Annotated in this window: 18 protein-coding genes; 17 read left to right on the top strand and 1 reads right to left on the bottom strand. The window is 65.7% G+C overall.

All coding sequences use genetic code 11. From position 1 onward, the window contains the following. The first annotated feature begins 285 nt into the window (after window positions 1-285). From AAF481_17675 to add, 14 genes are all read left to right on the top strand, one after another. Entirely contained in the window at window positions 286-522 is a 237-nt protein-coding gene (locus AAF481_17675; GenBank protein MEM7483009.1) for a hypothetical protein, read from the top strand. A 611-nt stretch (window positions 523-1,133) separates the two neighbouring features. Then, window positions 1,134-2,141, top strand: a complete 1,008-nt coding sequence (locus AAF481_17670) for a hypothetical protein (protein ID MEM7483008.1) — start codon at window positions 1,134-1,136, stop codon at window positions 2,139-2,141. Between the two features lie 153 nt (window positions 2,142-2,294). Beyond that, window positions 2,295-2,750, top strand: coding sequence for a GNAT family N-acetyltransferase (locus AAF481_17665; GenBank protein MEM7483007.1), 456 nt, complete (start codon window positions 2,295-2,297; stop codon window positions 2,748-2,750). A gap of 266 nt (window positions 2,751-3,016) precedes the next feature. Next, a complete protein-coding gene (locus AAF481_17660) occupies window positions 3,017-4,354 on the top strand; it encodes a Phenylacetic acid catabolic protein (GenBank protein ID MEM7483006.1) in 1,338 nt (445 codons plus the stop codon). A gap of 68 nt (window positions 4,355-4,422) precedes the next feature. After that, the gene (locus AAF481_17655; GenBank protein ID MEM7483005.1) at window positions 4,423-5,328 is read left to right on the top strand and encodes a proline dehydrogenase family protein; all 906 of its coding nucleotides are present in this window, start codon (window positions 4,423-4,425) and stop codon (window positions 5,326-5,328) included. Beyond that, complete coding sequence (gene proC / locus AAF481_17650; GenBank protein ID MEM7483004.1) at window positions 5,325-6,146, top strand: pyrroline-5-carboxylate reductase; 822 nt, start codon at window positions 5,325-5,327, stop codon at window positions 6,144-6,146. Before AAF481_17655 ends, proC begins: the two co-directional genes overlap by 4 nt. A gap of 5 nt (window positions 6,147-6,151) precedes the next feature. Next, window positions 6,152-6,850 carry a type 1 glutamine amidotransferase gene (locus tag AAF481_17645; GenBank protein MEM7483003.1) on the top strand — a complete coding sequence of 233 codons (699 nt, stop codon included), beginning with the start codon at window positions 6,152-6,154 and terminating at the stop codon, window positions 6,848-6,850. 231 nt (window positions 6,851-7,081) lie between these two features. Next, the gene (locus tag AAF481_17640; GenBank protein ID MEM7483002.1) at window positions 7,082-8,104 is read left to right on the top strand and encodes a GGDEF domain-containing protein; all 1,023 of its coding nucleotides are present in this window, start codon (window positions 7,082-7,084) and stop codon (window positions 8,102-8,104) included. A 22-nt stretch (window positions 8,105-8,126) separates the two neighbouring features. After that, entirely contained in the window at window positions 8,127-9,899 is a 1,773-nt protein-coding gene (gene recN / locus AAF481_17635; protein ID MEM7483001.1) for a DNA repair protein RecN, read from the top strand. A gap of 7 nt (window positions 9,900-9,906) precedes the next feature. Further along, the gene (locus AAF481_17630) at window positions 9,907-10,593 is read left to right on the top strand and encodes an L-threonylcarbamoyladenylate synthase (protein ID MEM7483000.1); all 687 of its coding nucleotides are present in this window, start codon (window positions 9,907-9,909) and stop codon (window positions 10,591-10,593) included. A gap of 19 nt (window positions 10,594-10,612) precedes the next feature. Then, complete coding sequence (locus AAF481_17625) at window positions 10,613-12,469, top strand: hypothetical protein (GenBank protein MEM7482999.1); 1,857 nt, start codon at window positions 10,613-10,615, stop codon at window positions 12,467-12,469. Next, window positions 12,466-14,715: a hypothetical protein gene (locus tag AAF481_17620; GenBank protein MEM7482998.1), complete on the top strand. Its 2,250-nt coding sequence runs from the start codon at window positions 12,466-12,468 to the stop codon at window positions 14,713-14,715. The genes AAF481_17625 and AAF481_17620 overlap by 4 nt, the downstream gene beginning before the upstream one ends. Beyond that, window positions 14,712-15,206, top strand: coding sequence for a pantetheine-phosphate adenylyltransferase (coaD, locus tag AAF481_17615; GenBank protein ID MEM7482997.1), 495 nt, complete (start codon window positions 14,712-14,714; stop codon window positions 15,204-15,206). The genes AAF481_17620 and coaD overlap by 4 nt, the downstream gene beginning before the upstream one ends. A gap of 28 nt (window positions 15,207-15,234) precedes the next feature. Beyond that, entirely contained in the window at window positions 15,235-16,299 is a 1,065-nt protein-coding gene (gene add / locus AAF481_17610; GenBank protein ID MEM7482996.1) for an adenosine deaminase, read from the top strand. A gap of 151 nt (window positions 16,300-16,450) precedes the next feature. Here add and AAF481_17605 read toward each other — a convergent pair whose 3' ends face one another. Continuing rightward, window positions 16,451-17,515, bottom strand: coding sequence for a glycosyltransferase family 4 protein (locus AAF481_17605; protein MEM7482995.1), 1,065 nt, complete (start codon window positions 17,513-17,515; stop codon window positions 16,451-16,453). A 118-nt stretch (window positions 17,516-17,633) separates the two neighbouring features. Between AAF481_17605 and aceE the strand changes: the two genes are divergently transcribed. From aceE to AAF481_17590, 3 genes are all read left to right on the top strand, one after another. Then, window positions 17,634-20,333 carry a pyruvate dehydrogenase (acetyl-transferring), homodimeric type gene (gene aceE / locus AAF481_17600; protein MEM7482994.1) on the top strand — a complete coding sequence of 900 codons (2,700 nt, stop codon included), beginning with the start codon at window positions 17,634-17,636 and terminating at the stop codon, window positions 20,331-20,333. A gap of 166 nt (window positions 20,334-20,499) precedes the next feature. After that, window positions 20,500-21,108 carry a YceI family protein gene (locus tag AAF481_17595; protein MEM7482993.1) on the top strand — a complete coding sequence of 203 codons (609 nt, stop codon included), beginning with the start codon at window positions 20,500-20,502 and terminating at the stop codon, window positions 21,106-21,108. Between the two features lie 103 nt (window positions 21,109-21,211). After that, the gene (locus AAF481_17590; GenBank protein MEM7482992.1) at window positions 21,212-21,973 is read left to right on the top strand and encodes a hypothetical protein; all 762 of its coding nucleotides are present in this window, start codon (window positions 21,212-21,214) and stop codon (window positions 21,971-21,973) included. The last annotated feature ends 198 nt before the right edge of the window (window positions 21,974-22,171 follow it).

Genomic DNA, 22,171 nt, shown 5'->3' with positions numbered 1-22,171 from the left:
CTTGCTTTCGTAACCAGCAGGGAAGTCCCTCGACACTCTTGGCGGGGTGCCTTTTTCCTGTTCAGGAGTTATTCTTCCGGGAAGTTTCCGGGATACGTATGCCGGGACTTATACTCTATCTTTGCTTCCGGTCGCGAATTGACATAAAATATGTCACATAAGAGATTATTCTGAAATTTGTTCTTAGCTGTCTCGGATCGCCGTCAAGCGGCAACCTATTCACTGGAAGTCGGACGTCGAAAACCAATTCCGGTTCCTCGTCGCTCCGGCAAGGGGAGATTTGTTATGCGCACTTTCGTTACCCTGCGTCGTCTATCTGTCGTGTTTGTCGTCGTCGCCCTGCTCACCATGCCTGTCGGTTTTGCTTTCGCGGATGAGGCCGAAGCGGCCGGGGCCCAGGAAGACACTTCCTCTGTGAGTCTTTTCGTAGAGATTTACGAGTGGCTCATGGAGCGCTTCGGACCCACGTCGGACAACGAGCGGGGCCCGGGACTCGACCCGATGGGACGAAGCCTCAGCTAAGGGTCCGGGGGGCCTGTTGCCATAGCCGGGCCACCTAAGAAGTCCCCAACGATTCTGCTGGGAGGCGGCAGAACCGAAAGACCCCTGGAGTCTGGGGCCACTGACTTGTGCCGAGTCCGAGGTGCACCGAGGACTCGGCTGCGAGAGCGGAGCTGTTGAATCTCTTGGTTTGATGCTGCTATCATCTGCCAAGAGGTAATGCTCCAGCGCCAAGGTGCTATGTCACTGGTTTCTATATGGCTTTGACTACATCAAAAGTCCATCCAGACTCGTCCACGTTGACGGGGTTCTTGCTTGCCGACTTGCCGGTGGACGCTACACGCCTAACCCTCCGGCATTTGGTGGAAGGATGTGAGGTGTGCTGTGCTCAGCTACGGCTGATCCGCCAGTCCTTCACGGTTTTGGATCGGGAATTGGATCATTCAAAACCCGGTAGCTTTTTCGCCTGGAACCCAGACTGCGAATCGGCTGAAGGCGCGGCGAGGGGACGTCAACTGCTAGGCGTCTGCCTGGACGAGTTCGAGACTTCAGAATCCGGATGCGCTAGCACCGTAGACGTCCAGCGGGTCATCGATCTCGGTTCCCTTCCCCCAGCACGGCAGGTCTTGAAGGTGGAGAATTCAGAGGCCTACCGCAGGTGGGGAGTCGCCGAGGCGATGGTCGAGCTGGCCTGGGCGCTGAGATATGACGATCCTCATCGGGCCGAAGAGCTTTGCCGCTTCGCGGTCAGCGTGGCGGAGCGGCTCGATGGGGACATCGAAGGCGACCTTGCGCTGGCTGATCTGCGAGCGCGTTGTTACGGCTATTTAGCGAACTTCCTCCGGTCGAACGAGTCCTTGGTCGAGGCGATGAGCGCTCTGGAGTCGGCGAAGGAGAACCTCTTGCAGGGGACCGGCGCGGTGGACGGGCTGGCCTTCTATTTGGAGGTTCGTGCCAGTTTGTGTGGCGTGCTCGAGCGTTTCCGAGAAGGACGCCTCGCGGCGGAGATGGCTCGCTTGCTGTATCTCGCGATCGGAAAGAAACATCTGGCCGGCAGAAGTACGATGAATTTGGCCTTCCTCTACGCGCAAGAAGGGCAGCACGAGCAGGAGATTCGACTGGTTCGCGAGGCCATGTCTTTGGTGGACCCCTCGGAGGATGCCCGTCTGGCTCTTGCCGGCTGGCACAACCTCCTTTGGTCCTTGCACGAGTGTGGGAACAGCCGAGAAGCTCTGGCCCTTCTGTCGCAAGCACGGCCGCTCTATTTGAGCTGTGGAGATCGCGTGGCCCTCGTTCACCTTCAGTGGCTCGAGGGCATGATCGCTCGCTCCCTCGATCGTCCGGACCAGGCCGAGGGCTGCTTCCAGGAGGCGCGAAAGCGCTTTATCGAGCAGGGCATTCCGATCGACGCGGCCCTGGTCTCGCTCGATCTCGCCGGCCTCCTGTCGCAGCAGCGACGGCATTCCGAGGTTCTCCGCCTCGCAACTGAAATGCTGGCCGTGTTCAAGGCCCACCGGGTCGAGAAAGAAGCTCTCGCTGCGTACTTGTTGCTTCATCAGGCAGCCGAGCGCAAGGAACTGACGGCAGCCTTGCTGCGCGAAGTCGAGCGACGCCTCGATCAGGTTCGACAGTCCGGTTAGCGATTCATTCCTCAGGTACGAAGTCCCAGGTCGGTGTTCCCTCGCCGCTCCCTGCTGTGATCGCAGATCCATTTGCCGGTGGCACCGTTCCCGCATAGAATGGGAGCATCTCCCGGGCGCTGCACGTCTTAGGCGCCCGGCTGACGGACGACCATGACTGAAAGCTCGATTCAAGTCCGCGCCCTCGATGAGTTGGACCTCGAGGCGATTGGAGCGATTGACGAAAAGATCTCCGGCCGGTACCAGCCGGACGTTTGGGAGCGCCGTGTAGGCTATTACCTACGGCGGGATCCAGATGCTTCCCTGGTGGCCGAGATAGGCGGTGAAGTGGTCGGCTTCATGCTCGGCGAAGTACGCTCCGGCGAGTTCGGTCTCGACGAGCCCACCGGTTGGGTCGAGGTGCTCGGGGTCGATCCGGCGCGGCGCGGCCAATCGGTCGGGCGCAAGATGGCCGAGGCGATGTTCGAGCACTTCCGGGGACGCGGTGCGAAGGCGGTGCGGACCTTCGTAGACGACGAACGGCAGGACCTTGGCGAGTTTTTCAGCGCCCTGGGATTCGAGCCGGCGAGTCTTCGCCCATACGTTCGCCGTCTCCAGCACGACTGCTGAACAGGGCTTCGCCCATTACTTCAGCAATCCTGCTGGTTGTTTTCTAGAATGGGGGCTGGGCGTCCCCTCGCCCGAAAGGATCTTTCGGGCTCACCCCGTCCACGGCGGCTTCGCCGCCGCCTCGCCCTGTGGGCTCGGTCGCGGGCTGTGAGATTCCCTTCGCAGCCTAAAAGCCTACGCCGAGGAGTTAGGTCGCAGTTCGCGGAACGGAACGCCGGCTTCATCGGACGAGGCCGGTCGGAATCAGACTGAAGAGAGAGGTTGCCATGGCTGTCACGACGACCACCCTGCCGAAGAAATACCACGATGCCGTGTTGCGGTGGCGCGATACTTTCCTTCCGGACTACGGTTTTCTGATCGAGAACTGGGAGAAGCAATTTCCCAACAACGATCGCTTCGAGCTGTGCGCCTACCGCGAACTCGGGATGTGCGACGAGATCGAGTGCGGCGACCGCAAGGGCGAGCCGAAGGCCACCAAGGCGGCTGATTTGACGCCGGAATCCGCGAGTCATCTGCTGGGCGCCATTCGAGCTCAGGCGAGCACCGAGTTCGGTTCGATCCAGCAGCACCGCCTGACCCTCGCCCGGGCGCAGGAAGAGGAGGAGCAGTTCTGGATCCTGCGGATGATGGCCGAGGAACTGCGCCACGGCTACCAGATGCTCCACCTGTTACTCGACGACGACTGGAGTTCCGTCTCCCAAGAGTCGAGTGCCGACATGGTGGAGGAGATCCTGTCCATGACCACCGGCTCGCACGTACTGTCGGCCTTCAACATCGAGTTTGATTCCTTCGTCGACAATGTGGTGTTTTGCGCTCTGATCGATCGAGTGGGCAAGTTCCAGCTCGCCATGCAGCGGGTGAGCGCCTACAAGCCGATGGCCGAGTCGATGCCGCAGATGCTGCGCGAGGAGGCCTTCCACCTGGCAGCCGGGGTCGTTCCCATGCGCCGTTGGGCGACGCAGGCGGCCCAGGGCGAGATCTACGTCACCATGTCGATGCTCCAGAAGGCGATCAACAAGTGGCTGCCGCGCGGTGCCGAGATGTTCGGCGACGAGCGCGGCGGCGGCACCAACGTCCGCTACGGCCTCAAGCCGATGAAAAACGCCGAAGCGCAGGAGGGCTACCTGAAAGAAGTGGCGAAGCTGCTGCGGGACGTGAATATGCGCTACGTCCGCGCGCGCCTCGAAGAAGTCGATCGTCGGGAAGCGGTCAGCGCCGTCGAGAAACTCGAAGGCGGCGACTCTTTCCAGGGCATTCAGCCGGAAGAGATTCTGCGCATGCCCGATCCGGGCTACTTCCGCCGCCGCGGCGTGCCGGCCTTCGAGAAAATCGGTCACGATGGCACCCGCTTCGACGGCCTGCCGGAGTACATCGCGCATCTGCGCGACACGTTGCCGGAGTCGTACCTGGCGAGCGCCGATTTCAAGGGTTACCTCGAGGTGCTCAAGAAGGTCGACGGCGGCGAGCTGGAGATCGGAGACGCCGCGCGCAAGATGCCGGACCTCCGGCGGGTCGGCGGTTCCTGTCCTTGTTCCAAAGCCGTTCGGTGGGTGGTGGACGATCCGCTACCGGCCGTCGACGAGCGGACGGAGATCTCCGCCTGAAACCCTAGCCCGCGATAGGCCCCTCGTTTCCTCGCGGGGCCTCCCCCTTCTTCTCTCGCCTCTGATCGATGGCTTTCTTCGACCGCTTGCTCGTGGCTTCGATGCCGCTCGTGCCGCGGTTCTTGATCCGTCGGGTCGCTGCCCGCTACGTCGCCGGCGAGACCTTGGACGATGCCATCGCCACCATTCGAGAACTCAACGCCGAGGGGGCTATGGCCACCCTCGATCTGCTCGGCGAGGAGGTTTCCGAGCGGCGAAAGGCGGAGGCCTCGACGGACGAGTACCTGCGGGTCCTCGACGCCATCGAGGACCATGGCCTGGACTCCAATGTGTCCGTCAAGCCGACCATGCTCGGTCTCAAGATCGACGAAGTGTTCTGCGCCGAGCAGATCGAAAAGCTGGTGAGGGCGGCGCAGGAGCGCGACAACTTCGTGCGGCTGGATATGGAGGATCGCTCCTGCACCGACGCGACGCTGCGCCTCTACGACAGCTTGCACGAGCGGTTCGGCCACGTTGGTGTGGTGCTGCAGGCCTATATGCGTCGGACCCTGGCGGACATCGATCGGCTGCCAATCCAGGATGCAAATGTTAGAATATGCAAGGGTATCTATGTGGAGCCCCGGCAAGTCGCCTGGAAAGGCTACGAGACGGTACGCGCCAACTACCTGGCGGCGTTGGAGAAGATGCTGCGGCGCGGGGTGTACGTGGGCATCGCCACCCACGATGAATACCTCGCCTGCGCTGCCACGGCCCTGATCGATCGGCTGCAGGTGCCGCGGGATCGCTATGAGTTTCAGATGCTTCTCGGCGTCGATGGCGAGTTGCGGCGCATCCTGCTCGCCGAAGGGCACCGGCTGCGGGTGTATGTGCCGTACGGTCGCGATTGGTACCCGTACACCACTCGCCGCTTGCGCGAGAACCCTGAGATCGCCCGGCATGTGACCGTGGCTTTGTTGCGTAGGAGAGGCTTTTGAGTCCATCTTCACCCCGCCGTCTGGCGGTGATCGGCGCCGGCAAAATGGGGGTAACCCTGTGCCGGGCACTGCTCGATTCGGGATTCGTGAAAGCCGATGCGCTGGTCGCCACGGCCCTCCATCGGCAATCCCTCGATCGCGTGGCCGAGCGTCTTGCGATCGAAACCACCCTCGACAACCAAGCGGCGGTGGCAGGAGCCGATGTGGTGTTGCTGTGCGTCAAGCCGCAGAGCGCCGAGCGGGTGCTCGACGAGCTGGCGGAGGTTTGGCGCCCGGAGCAGCTCCTGATCTCGATCCTGGCCGGTGTCACCTCGCGACACATCGAAGGGCGGCTGGTGCCGGCCGGCCAGGCGGCGGTGGTGCGGGCGATGCCCAACACGGCGAGCCTGGTGGGGGCCGGCATGACCGCCCTGGCCGGCGGGCGCCGGGCGACTGACGAGCACATTGCCACCGCCCAGGGGATCTTCGGTCAGGTGGGGCGGACGGTGGTTCTCGGGGAGCGCCATTTCGACGCCGTAACGGGTCTTTCGGCGAGTGGTCCGGCCTTTGTCTACGTGGTGATCGAAGCGCTGGCCGAGGGCGGTGTCAAGGTCGGCTTACCGCGGGACGTGGCGATCGAGCTGGCTGCCCAGGCCTGCCTCGGAGCGGGGCAGATGGTGATCGAAACGGGCCAGCACCCGGCGTTGTTGAAGGATGCCGTCACTACCCCGGCCGGCTGCACCGTTGACGGCATTTTGAAGCTCGAAGAGGGGGGCCTGCGGGTGACCCTTTTGAAGGCCGTCGCCGAAGCGGCTGAGCGCGCCCGCAACCTCGGCTAGCCCCGATGCGCGCGGTTCTCCTCCAGGTGCGCCTCCATCCGGCGGCCGAACTCCAGGAACAGCAGTGTTTCCGCGCCCGCTGCCATCTCACTGCAGATCAGCTCCAAGTGATCAATGCGGCGCGCGATGTGTCCTATCGCTGGCGAGACCTGAGCGATGCGGATGTCCTTTTTGTCGGTGGTTCCGGCGAGCACTCGGTGACCCGGCCGGAGCCGTTCTTTCCGCCGCTGTTCGACGTGGTGGGTCGATGGATCGACGAAGGCCGGCCGTTTCTCGGTTCGTGCTGGGGGCATCAACTCCTCGGCGTCATGTTCGGCGGGAAGGTGGTGACCGATCCGGCTCACGAAGAGGTCGGCACCCTGCCGATTGCGCTCACCTTCGCCGGACGGGCGGATCCGCTGTTCGAGTCGTTTCCGGAGCAGTTTCCGGTCCACCTGGGTCACCACGATCGGGTGACCCGGCTGCCGCCGGATTTCGTCGAGTTGGCGAACTCCGCGGCCTGTCCCCACCAGGTCATCCGCCAGGTGGACGCGCCGGTCTACGGTACCCAGTTCCACAGCGAGATGAGCGCCGGTGACATGCTGGATCGACTGGAATGGTACCGCGACGGCTACCTCCCCGCCGGCAAACGGCCGGCAGATCTGGTGCGGCCGACGCCCGAAGCGGACGGCTTGTTGCGCCGGTTCGTCGAGCTCTATTCCTGATCCAGATCGGTGAGGCGCGTGGGTGTTGCTGTGGGATTCGGTGCAGGATCCGGTGGGGCAGCGACGTTGACCGGTCGCCGAAAGGGGTGATATTTTCAGCCAAATGTCCCCCACCCATCCGCGGCACAGCAAACCGTACCAAGGCGCCGCTGAATCGCCCGTCGGTGCGGTTTCGCGGCTCCCGGCGGACCTCTCCGTAGGGTCCCGAGCCTGATTTCTCCGAGCCCTTTGATGACCGAAGAGTCCCATCGCGAGTCCGACACGGAAGTGACCGCTCAGGTCCACGATACGGATAACCTGGACATCTCGAGCCTGCACGAGAGCGGCTTGACGCAGGCCTACGCCACCGCCGAAACGGGGGTGATGGAAGAGGCCCGCGAGCGAGCCGTGGTGGAGGCCAACCTCATCCTCATCGCCCATCCGGACGGTGAGCGGCTGGGGACTCGCCTGCGGATGAGTTCCGGTACCAGCCTGGAAGTGGGGCGGTCGCCGAAGGCGGGGATTTCGCTGCCGGAAGTTCTCTCCATCTCCCGGCGCCACGCCCGCATCTACTTCCGTGGCCGCCATGTGACCCTCGAGGATCTGGGGAGCACCAACGGCACCTACGTCAACGGCCAGCTCATCCACGAACCGACGGTGCTCAGGAGCGGCGACCGGTTTCAGGTGGCGGCGGTGCACTTCAAGTTCCTGCACGAGGAAGATCCGGAGCACGCCTACTACGAGACCATCTACGACCTGATGACCCGCGACGGGTTGACGGAGATCTTCAACAAGCGGAAGTACGAAGAGGAAGCGGAGCGCGAATTCGCACGTTCCCTGCGCCACTCCCGGCCCCTGAGCCTGGTGATGTTCGACCTCGATGATTTCAAGCTGATCAACGACAACTACGGCCACCTGTGCGGCGACTTCGTGCTCAAAAGGGTCACCTCCCTGGTGCGCGATGTGCTGCGGCCGGAACAGGTCTTCGCCCGCGTCGGCGGCGACGAGTTCGTTGTGCTGTCGCCGGAGACCTCGGCCGAGGGCGCGGTCGCGCTGGCGTCCAAGCTGCGCGAGCGCATTGCCTCGCTGGAGTACCACTACTGCAACTTCACGGTATCGGTGACCTGCTCTTTCGGGGTGGCGGAGCTGAGCGCCGGCATGACGCACCGTGAGGACCTCTACGGCGCCGCCGATCAAGCCTTGATGCGCTCCAAGCGGGGTGGTCGCAACCGGGTGACCCTGGCCGAGACCGGGGACGGCCCGGCGGTTAGCTGAGAGCGAGCGCCCGGCGTCCACGATGCTGCGCGAACTGCATATCCGCAATCTCGCCGTCGTCGAGAGCACTTCCCTCGAATTCGAACCGGGCCTGACGGTTCTCACCGGCGAAACCGGTGCCGGCAAGTCCATCGTGGTGGATTCCCTCGGTCTGGCGGCTGGCTCGCGGGCCGACAGCGACCTGATCCGCACCGGCTCCGATTCCTTGTCGGTGATCGCCCGATTTCAGCCGGCCGGCGAGGCCTGGCGGGAGATCCTGGCCGCGGCCGGCGTCGAGGCCGAGGGCGAAGATCTCTTGATCCGCCGGGAGATCAGCAGGAGCGGCCGCAACCGCGTCTACGTCAATGATCAGCCGACCACCCTGCGGCTGCTGGCGGAACTGGCGCCGACGCTACTTCGGATTCACGGGCAGCGCGACGAGCTGGGCCTGATCGATCCCGAACTCCAACGCGCCTGGCTCGATTTGAGCGGCGGGAGCGAGGCGGCCGAGCGGCTGCGTGCCGTCGAAACAGCATACGGGGAGTGGCACGAGCTCACCGGTGGTCTCGACAGGCTCTCCGGCGACGAGGCGGAGCGCTCCGAGCGGCTGGATTTGCTGTCCTTCCAGGCGGCGGAGATCGAAGCGGCGCGGGTCAGCGAAGGGGAGGACGAGGCGCTGCGCCAGGAACGCGACGTTCTGCGCAACGCCGAGGCCATCGTCCAGGCCCTCGCCGGCTCCTACGATCTGTTGTTCGAGGGGGACGGTGCCGCGGTCGATCGGCTGGGCACCAGCGAAGGTCTTCTCGAACGCATCGAGCAGTGGGAGCCGGCCGCCGCAGATTGGCTCAAGGAACTGCTGGAAGTGCGCACCCGCCTCGAAGAGGTGACCGAGGGGATGCGCCGCCGGCTCGATGGATTGGAGGCCGATCCAGCGCGCCTCGATGAGGTCGAAGAGCGTCTGGCCTTGCTCGAACGGCTACTGCGCAAGCACCGGGCGGCGAGCTGCGGCGAGTTGCTGGAGCGGTGCGCGGCAATGCGCCGGGAGATCGAGCAACTCACCGCTGCTGAAGAAAACCGGGCGGCCCTGGAAGAAGAGGCGTCGAAGGCGCTCAGGCGCTACGAGCAGGCAGCCCTCGCCCTTTCCGCCGGCCGCCGGGAATGGGGCGAACAACTCGCCCGGAGCATCGAAGGTGAGCTGTCGGACCTCGGTTTGGAGAAGGCTCGGTTGGGAGTGGACTTGGAGCGCCGTCCGCGCGCCGACAGTCCCCTCACTCTGTCCGGAGAGGCGTTCGATGGAGGAGTGGATTTCGGTCCTCAGGGAATCGACCAGGTGGTTTTTCAGTTTGCCCCCAACCCCGGTGAGGAGGAGCGGCCCCTGTCGGTGATCGCTTCCGGCGGCGAGCTGTCGCGCATCTATCTTGCCCTGCAGCTCGCCGCGCCCGCTGATCGGGCGTCCACGGACCCGGTGTCGCCGGGCTCGGCGCTGGTCTTCGACGAAGTGGACACCGGCATCGGCGGCGCCCAGGCGGCGGCCCTTGGGCGCAAGCTGCGGCGGTTGGGGGCATCCTCCCAGGTGCTGGTGGTGACCCATCTGCCGCAGGTGGCGAGCTTCGGCCACCATCATTTCCGTATCCAAAAGACGGTCGAGGAGGAGCGAACCCGCACTCGGGTCCAGGTCCTGGACGAAGACGCCCGGGTGGCGGAGGTCGCTCGCATGCTCGGTGGCGAGGCGACGACCGATCTCACCCTCTCCCATGCCCGGGAGTTGGTCGCTCAGGGGACCGGCGCTCCGGCCGAGAAAGCCAAGGTGTCGTAGGCCGGTGGTGAAGATCGTGCCGCTGCCGGCGGAAGAAGTTGCGAAATCCGATGCCTTTGCCGCCAGTCGCTGGCGGCCCTTGCCGCCAGCCGGCGGTGTTTTGGCGATCCCCACGGAATCGAGCTATGGTCTGGCGGCGGCGCCGGACGATCGAACGGCGGTGGATCGGGTCTTCGCCCTCAAGGGGCGCCGAGCGGATCAACCGCTGCCGGTGGTGGTGGCCTCCATGGCGCAGCTCGCAGGCCTTGGAGTGAAGGCTTCGAAAGCGGTGCGGACAGTGCTCGGCTCGCACTGGCCGGCGCCTCTGACCGCGGTCTTGCCGATCGCCGAGCCTTTGGCCGCTTCGGCCGGTCGTCGGACCCTGGCGGTGCGACGGCCGGCCCACGCCGGCCTGCGGCGACTGCTCGAAGAGACCGGCCCGCTCACCGCCACCAGTGCGAACCGTAGCGGCGAGGCGCCATTCCTCGATGCCCTGTCGGTTGCCGATTGGATGGCGGAATTCGGGCGTCGGGACGGTGTTTCTCAGGGTGGGGATGCGGTGATCGACGGTGGCCGGCTGCATGGCGGACCGCCATCTACGCTGATCGATCTCTCCGGTTCGGCGCCGCGGGTGCTGCGCCTCGGCGCCTTTCAGGGACCGGCCCTCGATGAGCTGATGGAGACCGCCGCGCCGGCATTGACGTATAGGGATTGAGATGATGTCCGACCCAGCCATGCTCCGAAGATCCCCCCGCCTTTTAGGTTCCCTCGCTCTGATTGCGGCGCTGGTCGGTCTGCTGTGCGCCTCTTCCGCCTTCGCCACCGCTCCGACCATCGATCTCGATGAGATCCAGCCCGGTCAAAGGGGCTATGGGCTGTCGGTGTTCTCCGGTACCGAGCCGGCACGCTTCGAGGCGGAGGTGGTCGGAGTGATGCGCAACGTCAGCCCCGGTGTGAGCTACATCCTGGCGCGCCTCTCCGGCCACGGCCTGGAGAAGAGCGGCGTGGCGGCGGGAATGAGCGGCAGCCCGGTCTACTTCGACGATCGCCTGGCCGGCGCCGTGGCCTTCTCCTGGTCTTTCTCCCAGGGGGCGATCGCCGGTATCACTCCGATTGAGTTGATGCGGGAAATCCCTGCCCAGGGCCTGCCATCGGAGGCGCCGATCAAGGCGGCGGCCGGTTCGCTGGCCTGGAGCTGGCGGGACCTGGCGACGGGCGATCTCCCGACAGACCTGCTGGAGAAAGAACTGTCTCGCTTCCTGGGACCGATGGCCCTCGGGCGAACGCCCTTCGGGGAAGCGCGCACTGGCTTGCAGTGGGCGTTTTCGGGCTTCGGTGAGCTGGGCGGGGGGGTGCTGCAGCGCTCCCTCGGGTCGGCGGCCCCGGCCGGTCGGTCGCGGGCGTCGGCGCCCATCGTGCCCGGCGGTGCCGTGGCGGCGGTGTTGATCGAAGGGGACCTCACCCTGGCCGCCAACGCCACCGTCACGGATGTCGACGGAGAGGACGTTCTCGCCTTCGGCCACGCCTTTCTCGGGGCCGGTGCCCTCGACATGCCGCTGGCGACGTCGGAAGTCGTGATGGTGCTGTCCTCGCTGTCGAGTTCCTTCAAGATTTCGAATGTCGGCCCGGTGGTGGGCACCTTCTCTCAGGATCGCCAGGCGGGGATTCGCGGCCGGGTGGGACCGGCGCCGGAGATGATTCCGCTGCGCCTCAGGATGCGCTCCGGCGACGAGCCGCTGGACGAGTACAACGTTCGTCTGGCGCCCATTCCGGCCCTGACGCCGGCGCTGGTTTCCCTGTCGGTGCTCGGCGCTCTGGAGGCGTCGAGCTACCAGAATGGCTTGCAGGGCCTGGACATCACGGCACGCTTCCGTTTGGCCGACTATGAAGATCTCGAAATCGAGCAGAGCTTCGATGGCGGCTCGGCGGTGGCCGAGGCGTCGACCCTGGTGCTGGCCTTCGGCGGCTTCCTGATCCAGAACGCTTTCGAAGAGATCGAGGTCGAATCGATCGAGATCGACGTCTCCCAGTGGCCGGAACCGCGCACCGCTTCGTTGGTGGCGGCCCACGCCGATCGCTCGGTGGTGGCGCCGGGCGATACGGTCCGCCTGTTCTTGGAAACGACGCCGTTTCGCGGGGAAACCGAACGCCGCACCCTCACCTTCGAGGTGCCGGAACACCTGAACGACGGCAAGCTCTACCTGTTCGTCGGCGACGGACCGAGCGTCGACGTGGCCCGTTTTACCCTGGAAAAGGCGGAACCGACCAACCTCGATCAGGCCCTCGAGCGGCTGCGCGCCTATCGCTCGAAGCGGGACCTGGCGCTTTTGGCGGCGGTCGAAGGAGCGGGCCTGGCGGCCGGTGGAGAGCTGCTGCCGGAGCTGCCTCCTTCGATGCGCTCTCTTTGGGGGGCCGCCGGCACCACTGCCTCGGCGTCCGGCGTGCGCCTCAAAATCGTCGCCGACGAGACGGTGGCATCCGAAGTGCCGATCGAGGGGGTTGCCCGTATTGACCTGCAGGTTTCCCGCAAGGCGGCCGGCACCGGAGCGAGGCCGACGCCGACAGGTTCATTGAGCAAGGAGTCCCGGTGAGAAGATTTTCGATTCTCGTATTCGGCCTGAGCGCCCTGTGGACGGCCGCGACGCTAAGCGCGGCGGAAGTGCAGTTCTTTCAGACCGATACCCGTGCCTCCTTCCTCACCGGCACCCTCGACGGGGTGTCCGTCGACACCGCCGGCCGGCTCTCTTTGGGGATGGATCTGGAGCGCACCGTCGCCCTCGAAGAACCCTTCGCCTTCGCCGCCGTCGCTCACCCTCAGGGCGGGGTGGTGGTGGGGACAGGCAATTCCGGCCGGGTGCTCCATGTATCCGAGGCCGGCGAAGTGCGCACCCTGTTCGAAACGGAAGAGCCGCAGGTCTTCGCCTTATGGGTCGACCCGGACGGAACGGTCTACGCCGGCAGCTCGCCCGGCGGCAAGGTTTACCGCTGGCGTGAGGGGAGCGAGGCGCGAGTGTTCTTCGACTCCGGCGAGGTCTACGTCTGGGCGCTCGAGCGCCGCGGTGAGGATCTGCTGGTCGCCACCGGCACCACCGGCAAGCTCTTTCAGGTGGACCCGGAGGGTGTCGCCACCACCCTCCACGACCTGGGGAGCGGCCACATCCGCACCCTCTCCGTTCGCTCCGACGGCTCGGTGCTGATCGGCACCGCCGGGGAGGGCCTGGTGCAGCACCTCCGCGGATCCGGCTCGAAGGTCCTCGTGCGCACCCTGTACGACGCCGACGAGCCGGAGATCGTCGCCCTGGAGGAGTCGCCGGACGGAACGATCTACGCGGCCGCCCTGGCGTCGGAATCGAGTCTGGTGGACCTCTCCTCCGGCAATGGCTCGTCCAGCTCCGATGACGATGATGAGGATCAGGCCGAGGGCGGTTCCGTCAAGGTGGTCGAAGGGAGCTCCGCCGGCAGCCGCCGGAGCGGCTACCAGGGACCGCGCACTCGGTTGCTCGACATTGCGCCCTCGGGGGCGGTGGAAACCCGCTGGGAGACGGACAACGAAACGGTCTTCGACCTCGCCTGGCGCAGCGGCCGCCTGTGGGCGGCGACCGGCCTCGAAGGGCAGGTCTTTTCCTTCGATGGCGACGAGCGGGTGCTCGAAGCCACCGTCGAGGATCGTCAGATCGTCGCCCTCGTCGAAGCGGAGGAAGGTGCCGGCCCAACCTTTGTCACCAGCAACGCCGCAGCCGTTTACCGTCCCACCGGTCGGGAACGGGCGGTGGGCACTTACCAGAGCGTGGTGCTCGATGCCGGCCAGCTCGCTCGCTTTGGCACCCTCCGCTGGCGTGGCGAGCTGCCGCCCGGGGCCGAGCTGCAATGGTCCGTGCGGAGCGGCCTGAGTGCGACGCCGGACGCCACCTGGTCCACTTGGCAGAAGGGCGTGTCGCGGCAGGTCGACCGACCCACCGGCGGCGTCGCTCTGGCGGAGGTGGCGCTGGCCGAGATCGCTCCCCCCGGCCGCAGGCTGCAGTGGCGCGTGCGCCTTGCCGCCGGCCGAGGTGCGGCCGGCCGAGGTGCGCCGGTGGTGTCCGCCGTCGAGGTGAGCTATCGCCAGGTCAATGTGGCGCCGAAGATCACCGCCTTCCAGGCCCTCGACCCGGGCGAGGTGCTGGTGCGCAGTAACTTCAATCCGTCGAATCAGATCTACGAGCCGGCGAGCCCCAACCGCGACGGCATCTTCACCACCGTCGGCGAGGACGACGGCAAGACCGATGCGCGCCTCAAGACCCTGTGGAAGAAGGGCTACCGCTCGCTACGCTGGACCGCCGAGGACGGCAACGGCGACGAGCTGCGCTACCGACTGTCGGTGCGACCGGAGGAAGCGACCGCCGCCGATCCCTGGATGGTGGTCGAGGAGGATCTCGAGGCGACCCACTACAGCTTCGATGCGACCGCCCTGCCGGACGGCATTTACCGCTTCCGGCTGGAGGCCGACGACAGAGAAGGCAACGAGGGCGGTGAACCGGCCAGCGAGACGCAGGTGACCGGCCCGGTGCTGATCGACCACACGGTTCCGGAGTTGGCCGCCACCTTCTGGCGCGGCACCACCGCGACGGTGGAACTGGTCGATCGCTGGAATCCCCTGCGCCAGCTCGAAGTGAGCGTCGACGGCGAGGCTTGGCGGGCCGTTCAGCCGACGGACGGCCTGCTCGACGGCCGCCGGGAGTCGGTGGAGGTGGAAGTGCCTTCCGAAGCGCGCCTCGTCCTCCTGCGGGCAATGGACGCGGCCTTCAACGTCAAGACCTTCGATCTGCGGAAGGCGCAGTCGGACGGAGCGAGCCGATGAGTGGAATCGCCATCTACCCGGGCTCCTTCGATCCCATCCACAACGGCCATCTGGACTTGATCCAGCGCTGTGTGCCGATCTTCAACGAGGTGGTGGTGGCGGTACTGCGCAACGAGGAGAAGAGCCCGATGTTCTCGGTTCGGGAGCGGGTGGCGATGATCTCCGAGGTGCTCAAGCCCTACCCGTCCTGCCGGGTGGAAACCTTCTCGGGGTTGCTGGTGGACTTCGCCGATCAGGTGGGGGCGCGGGTGGTAGTGCGCGGCCTCCGGGCCGTGTCGGACTTCGAGACGGAGTTCCAGATGGCGCTGATGAACCGCCGTCTGGACCCGCGGGTGGAAACCCTGTTCATGATGCCGCGGGAGGACTACACCTACCTCTCCAGCCGGCTGCTCAAGGAGGTGGCCTCCCTCGGCGGCAAGCTGGAGGGCCTGGCGCCGGAGGTCGTCCTCGACCACCTGGCGAACCGCCTCGCCGAGTCGCCCAACCCGTAGATGAACTGATCGCCGAACCCCGCTTCCCTTGACGCCGCTCGATTCATTTCTCCTCCGCCTGCCGAAGGCGGAACTGCACGTCCACCTCGAAGGGTCGATGCCGCCGGCCACCCTCTGGGCGCTCGCCCAGCGTCACCGCATCGACCTGCCGGTGAGCGGTCCGGAAGGGCTCGACGAGTGGTTCCGGTTTCGCGACTTCGAGCACTTCGTCGAGGTCTACCTGACGCTGTCCCGTTGCCTCAAGGAGCCGGAGGACTTCCGGTTGCTGATGGCGGACTTCCTCACCGAACAGGCGCGCCAGAACATCCTCTACACGGAAGTCCACTTCACCCTCGCCACCCACATCGGCAACGGTGCCGACGGTAGAGCGGTGCTCGACGCCTTACACGAGGCGATGGAGGACGGCCGGCGGCGTCACGGTATCGGCATCCGGCTGATCCTGGACATCGTGCGCAACGCCCCCCTGTCGCACGCCGACTCGACCCTCGAATGGTCCCTCGCCGGCCGCGATCGGGGGGTGGTGGCGATGGGCGTTTCGGGAATCGAGAAGGGCCTTCCCAACGAGCCCTACCGCGAACATTTTCGGGCCGCCGAGGCGGCGGGCCTGCGCTGCGTCGCCCACGCCGGCGAACATGCCGGCCCGGAGTCCATCCGGTCGGTGTTGGAGGTCTGCCGCGCCGAGCGCGTCGGTCACGGCGTGCGGGCGGTGGAGGATCCGGCGCTGGTGGCGGAGCTGGCCGCGAGCGGTATTCCCCTCGAAGTCTGTCCGACCTCGAACGTGCGGCTGGGGGTTTTCCCCTCCCTGGCCGAGCACTCCTTCGACGCCCTCCACCGCGCCGGCGCCGCGGTAACCGTCAACTCCGACGATCCACCGCTCTTCGGCACCACCCTGACGGACGAATACCGCGCCCTGGCGGTCACCTTCGGCTACACACCCGTGGAACTGGTGGAGTTCGCTCGCCGCGCATTCGAGCACGCCTTCCTGTCGCCCGAGGAGCGGGGGCACTTCGAGAGGCGCTTCGAGCGGGAAACCGCCGCTCTGGCCCAAGAACTGGGAATCGACCTCAATCCGTCCGCGGCGGCGGGCCCTTAGCCCGACTTTCTCCCCAGCCTTCTGCTGCGCGGGCGGATGCACCTGTATCTGCGGCGTCTTTTGGCCTCTCCGCTCCTCGACGCACTTCGAGCACGCCTGCGTCGCTTCGAGAACCTAATTCCTTGCAGCTACAGGTGCCTTCGCCCTCTCGCTACGAAGTTGGTGAGAAGGTCGGGCTAACCAACGCCTCCAGCCGATCCGCCGCCCGCGGCGCGATGCGCTCCCGGTCGTAGCGGGATTCCACCTGCCGGCGGCCGGTCCAGCCGAGTACCTGGGCGTGCGCTCGATCGTCCAACAGCGTCTTCAAGGCGAACCACCACTCCTCGGAAGTGCGCGGCAGGTAGCCGGTCTTGCCGGGCACCACCACTTCGAGGTTCGCCCCCACCGGCGAGGCCACACAGGGCAGGCCGGCAGCCATGTACTGCAGCAGCTTGAAGGCGCACTTGCCGCGGGTCCAGGCGTCGTCGGCCAGGGGCATCAGGCCGACGCCGGCGGTGGTCAGGGCTTCGACCTCGCCCTCGAGGCTCCAGGGCACGAACTCGATCGGTACCTCCGGCCAGGACGGTGCTTCCGACGAGACGATGCGCAGCTTGACGTCCGGCATCTCCCGGGCCAAGCGCTCGAAGACCGGGCGGAAGGGTTCCAGGTACAACAGGTTCTCCGGCAGGCCGATCCACACCAGGGTGCGCGGCTGCCGGTTGGGCGGCGCTTTGGAAGGATACCTAGTCACCTCGACGGCGGTCGGGGTGATGGCGAGGCGCTCCGCCGCGGCGCCGGTGGCCCGCGCCAGCTCCCGGTTGCCGGCCAGGATCAGATCGGCCGCGCGGCAGGTAGTCAGGAACTTGTGCCGCCGCATCCAGGAGCGGTCCGGCGCCTGGCCGATGCGTTTCGGCTTGCGCAGGTAGATGGCGTCGTCGAAGTCGAAGGCCACCCGCCGCGCCCAGCGGCGCAGCAAAGGGCCTTCGCCGGGGGCCAGGTTGAGCTTGGCGATCACCAGCAGGTCGGCCGCCTTCAGGGCCGCGCGGCGCTCGACGATGCGCCGCAGATACCGTCCCCGGGGCAGGATTTCCGTTTCGCACCGCCAGCCGCGCCGGCGCAGCTCCTCGATCACCGGCTCCAGGCGCAGCCGGAAGGAGGGCACCTGGCGGTCGTAGCTCCAGAAGAGGGCGGTGGGAGTGCTGGAGGGAGACTCGGGCATCGGGGAGTAGGGGATCACCGGCGAACTCGCTCAAGTGTAGAACGGATTGGGTTTCGGTTGCGGTCAGCCCGGTGATCGGGAGAGGATGGGGCCTCGACGATATTGCTTCCAAACCAGGCCCATAGGAAATTCCCGCATGGCTTTTGAAATACCCTTGCCGGTCACTTGGTACACCGCCGAAGAAGATCCGGAGGCGCAGGAAACCCGCGAGTGGCTCGAAGCCCTCGAAGACGTGGTCGAAACCCACGGCCCGGAGCGCGCCGAGTTCCTGATCAAGCGCCTGATCGGCGCTGCCTACCGCCACGGTCTCGACTTCCCGTTCGTCGCCAGCACCCCCTACGTCAATTCCATTCCCCTGTCGGAGCAGCCGGACTATCCTGGCGACCGCGACCTCGAGCGGCGCATCAAGAGCTTGATCCGCTGGAACGCCATGGCGATGGTGGTGCGGGCGAACAAGAAGGTCGACGGCATCGGCGGCCACATCTCGACCTTCGCGTCGTCGGCGACTCTCTACCAGGTCGGCATGAACCACTTCTTCCGGGGCCGCGGCGAGGGCGGCTTCGCCGGGGACTCGGTGTATTTCCAGGGGCACGGTTCGCCGGGTATATACGCCCAGGCCTACCTCGAAGGGCGCATCGGGGTGGAGAAGCTTCACAACTTCCGGCGGGAACTCGAGGCGGGCGGCGGCCTGGCCTCCTACCCGCACCCGTGGCTGATGCCGGACTTCTGGGAGTACCCCACCGTATCGATGGGCCTGGGGCCGATCAGCGCCATCTACCAGGCGCGGTTCAATCGCTACCTGGCGGACCGCGGCATTGTCGACACCGCCGGCCGCAAGGTGTGGTTCTTCATGGGAGACGGCGAGTCCGACGAGCCGGAGTCGCTGGGCGCCATCACCCTGGCGTCGCGCCAGAAGCTCGACAATCTGATCTTTGTCATCAACTGCAACCTGCAGCGCCTGGACGGACCGGTGCGCGGCAACGGCAAAATCATCCAGGAATTGGAGACCATCTTCCGCGGCGCCGGCTGGAATGTGCTCAAGGTGATCTGGGGCGACGACTGGGATCCGCTGCTGGCGGCGGACGACTCCGGCCTGCTGCGCCGCCGCATGAACGAAGTGGTCGACGGCCAATACCAGAAGTACACCGTCGAGTCCGGTGGCTACATCCGCGAGGATTTCTTCGGCAAATACCCGCAAGTCCTGAAGCTGGTCGAGCACCTGTCCGACGAGAACCTCCAGAAGCTACGCCGCGGCGGCCACGATCCGGCCAAGGTCTACGCTGCCTTCAAGGCCGCCGCCGAGCACCAGGGTCAGCCGACGGTGATCCTCGCCAAGACCATCAAGGGATACGGCTTGGGTGAAGCCGGTGAGGGGCGCAACGTCACCCACCAGCAGAAGAAGCTCAACGAAGATGAACTGCGCAATTTCCGGGATCGCTTCGACATCCCGATTCCCGATGACCAACTCGGCGAGGCGCCTTTCTACAAGCCGCCGGAGGACAGCGAGGAGATCCAATACCTCAAGGAGCGCCGGGCGGCCCTCGGTGGGCCAATTCCCGTCCGCAAGGTGTACGCCCAGGGAATGCCCCAGCCGCCGAAGTCGATCTACGACGACTTCATCAACGGCATCGATCGTCCCGTGTCCACCACCATGGCCTTCGTGCAGGTGCTCTCCAAGCTGTTGAAAGACCAGGAGATCGGCGATCGCATCGTGCCGATCGTGCCGGACGAGGCGCGCACCTTCGGCATGGAGTCGCTGTTCCGCCAGAGTGGTATTTACTCGTCGGTGGGGCAGGTCTACGAGCCGGTGGATGCCAAGATGCTCCTCTACTACAAGGAGGCGAAGGACGGCCAGATTCTCGAGGAGGGGATCACCGAAGCCGGTTCCATGGCGTCGTTCACCGCCGCCGGTACCGCCTACGCCACCCACGGCGTGGACATGATCCCGTTTTTCATCTTCTACTCGATGTTCGGCTTCCAGCGCATCGGCGACTCGATCTGGGCCTTCGCCGACATGCGGGGCCGGGGCTTCCTGCTAGGCGCCACCTCCGGCCGCACCACCCTGAATGGCGAAGGTTTGCAGCACGAAGACGGCCACAGCCACATCCTGGCGACCACCGTGCCCAACCTGCTGGCCTACGATCCGGCCTACGCCTACGAACTCGCGGTGATCATTCAAGACGGCTTGAAGCGCATGTACGAGGATCGCGAGGACATCTTCTACTACATCACCCTGTGCAACGAGAACTACGAGATGCCGGCCATGCCGGAGGGTTCCCGGGAGGGCATTCTCAAGGGGCTCTACCGGCTGCGCGAGGCGCCGGAAGGCTCCGGCGACCGGCCGCGGGCGCAGCTCTTCGGCAGCGGCCCGCTCTTGAACACCGCCCTCGAAGCGCAGCAGATCCTGTCCGAGAGCTACGGCGTGGCGGCCGACGTGTGGAGCGCCACCAGCTATAAGGAACTGCGGCGCGAGGCGCTCGAAGCCGAGCGCTGGAACATGCTGCACCCGGGCGAAACCCCGCGGTCGCCCTATGTGACGCAACTGCTGGAGAACGCACCGGGGCCGGTGATCGCCGTCTCCGACTACATGAAGCTGGTGCCGGATCAGATCGCCCGCTGGGTGCCTAACGGCATCTTCCCGTTGGGCACCGACGGCTTCGGCCGTAGCGAAACGCGCGAGGCGCTGCGGCGCTTCTTCGAGGTCGACGCCGCCCACGTGGTGGTGGGCACCCTGTCTTGCCTGGCACGGAAGGGCGAGATCGATCCGGCGGTGGCCGGCAAGGCGATTGCCGACTTTGGCATCGACCCGGACCGCCCGGATCCGATCCGTTCCTGAGGCAGATCTCTTCGCCACGTCGAACCGTCGCTTTCCGGAAGACCGAACCTCTGGGGCCGAGCCGGCGCGCGGGAATCAAATTTGCACGTATGATGGGCAACGAATAAAACCGTGGGCGCCGAGCCGAAGTGCACGCGCGGCATCTACCACGACAAGGAGGAGAGTCATGAAGGTACGTACTGGTTTTGCAGTCTTTTTCGCCGCAGTCGCATTTCTCGCCCTGCCGCTTCTCGCCACCGCCGCCGAGTGGTCGGTGGACACGTCCCACAGCCATGTCGGCTTTTCGGTGCGCCATTTCCTGACTCAGGTGCCCGGCCGCTTCAATGACTTCGAGGGCACCATCGTCTACGACGCCGACGAGCCGTCCAACTCGTCCGTCGACATCACCGTCGACGCGGCGTCCATCGACACCGCCAACGAGAATCGCGACGGCCACCTGAAATCCGAGGACTTCTTCCACGTGGAGAAGTACCCCCAACTCAGCTTCAAGAGCACCGCCGTCGAAAGTTCCGGCAGCACCCTTCAGGTGACCGGCGACTTCACCATGCACGGCGTCACCAAGTCGATCACCGTGCCCGTCGAGGTGCTCGGCGTGATGGGCAAGAAGGCCGGCTTTTCGGCGGAGTTCACGGTCGACCGCAAGGACTACGACGTGTCCTGGAACCGCGCCCTCGACCAGGGCGGCACCATCCTCGGCGACGAGGTCAAGGTGCGGATCGATGTCGAAGCGGACTTGGTCGTAACCGAGGCCGAAGGCGACCAGGCCAGCCGCTGAAAACGACGGCTCAGGATGGATCTTCCGAGGCGGTCGGGCAGTCCCGGCCGCCTTTTCTCTTGCTGGGGAAGTGCCGCCGCGAGACGATAAACTCCACTCATCCATGAAACTCAAAACGGTGCTGCGGGACGCTCTGTTCCTCAATTGGGCCTTGCCGGTCGAAGCCTTGCCGGAGTTGCCTTCGCCACTGCGGTATGAACTCCACCGGGTCGAAGGGGAGGACGTCGTCTTCGCCTCGGCTCTGCTCTCCCGGCAGTTCGGCCTCCACCGTCTTTCGCTGCCGTTCTTCCGCCTCTCCTATCCGCAACTCCACCTGCGCTTCTGCGTCCTCGATGGCGTGCGCATGCCGTCGTTCTTTGTCGGCACCCTGCTGGTGCCCGCCTGGGTGGCGCCGGCAACGGCGCTGCTGGCCCGGCAGCCCTCTACCGGGGCGCGCTTTCGCTTCCCGGAGCCGGCTGAGGAGGGCGACGACCACTCTTGGTCCTGGAGCGTCACCAACGGCACCGCCCTGGAAGTCGAAGCGCGTTTCGGAAGCCCACCGGGCGGCGGCCGCCCGGACTTGGGCGACTGGCGCCAAACGGTGGCCTACTTCCTGGAGCGGGAGCGGAGCTACGTCCAGGTAGGCGACCGCCTCCGCCGTCTCGAAGCGGCGGTGCCGGAGGTCGAGGTCAGCCCCGTATCGGCCGAGGTGCACGACGCGGCCCTTCTCGCCGAGCGCTACCCGGGCGTACTCTGGCCGGCCCTGCACTCGGCCTGGCTCTGCCACTCCATGCCGCTGTCCTTCGAATTCGGCACCATGCCCGTCCCTCGGCTCCGCCGGCGGGCGATTCCCCAGGCGGCGGCTAGCTCGCGTTCGCGGGTTTAGCCGCCCGGTAGCCGCTGCTCGCCCACGCAGTATAGGCACTACTGAAATCTACACCGAGTGACGTGCTCCCCAGTTTGAACCCACTGTCAACTGGAATATTTCACCTTCAGGCGCTCCCAGAAGCAGCGTTTCTCTTCGTTGTTGGCAGCGAGGCGGATGTCGGTGTACCCGACAGGAGCCTCCCCCCTTGGGCAAACT

It is taken from the genome of Acidobacteriota bacterium, from assembly GCA_039030395.1.
GTDB lineage: Bacteria > Acidobacteriota > Thermoanaerobaculia > Multivoradales > JBCCEF01 > JBCCEF01.
Note: the sequence above shows the minus strand (reverse complement) of the source record. Positions and strands in the feature narration are given on the sequence as shown.

Excerpts from the sequence above, each read along its gene's own strand:
- AAF481_17675 (MEM7483009.1), top strand. The coding sequence starts at position 286 with ATGCGCACTTTCGTTACCCTGCGTCGTCTATCTGTCGTGTTTGTCGTC.
- AAF481_17665 (MEM7483007.1), top strand. The coding sequence starts at position 2,295 with ATGACTGAAAGCTCGATTCAAGTCCGCGCCCTCGATGAGTTGGACCTC.
- AAF481_17660 (MEM7483006.1), top strand. The coding sequence starts at position 3,017 with ATGGCTGTCACGACGACCACCCTGCCGAAGAAATACCACGATGCCGTG.
- AAF481_17655 (MEM7483005.1), top strand. The coding sequence starts at position 4,423 with ATGGCTTTCTTCGACCGCTTGCTCGTGGCTTCGATGCCGCTCGTGCCG.
- AAF481_17645 (MEM7483003.1), top strand. The coding sequence starts at position 6,152 with ATGCGCGCGGTTCTCCTCCAGGTGCGCCTCCATCCGGCGGCCGAACTC.
- AAF481_17640 (MEM7483002.1), top strand. The coding sequence starts at position 7,082 with ATGACCGAAGAGTCCCATCGCGAGTCCGACACGGAAGTGACCGCTCAG.
- recN (MEM7483001.1), top strand. The coding sequence starts at position 8,127 with ATGCTGCGCGAACTGCATATCCGCAATCTCGCCGTCGTCGAGAGCACT.
- AAF481_17625 (MEM7482999.1), top strand. The coding sequence starts at position 10,613 with ATGCTCCGAAGATCCCCCCGCCTTTTAGGTTCCCTCGCTCTGATTGCG.
- coaD (MEM7482997.1), top strand. The coding sequence starts at position 14,712 with ATGAGTGGAATCGCCATCTACCCGGGCTCCTTCGATCCCATCCACAAC.
- aceE (MEM7482994.1), top strand. The coding sequence starts at position 17,634 with ATGGCTTTTGAAATACCCTTGCCGGTCACTTGGTACACCGCCGAAGAA.
- AAF481_17595 (MEM7482993.1), top strand. The coding sequence starts at position 20,500 with ATGAAGGTACGTACTGGTTTTGCAGTCTTTTTCGCCGCAGTCGCATTT.
- AAF481_17590 (MEM7482992.1), top strand. The coding sequence starts at position 21,212 with ATGAAACTCAAAACGGTGCTGCGGGACGCTCTGTTCCTCAATTGGGCC.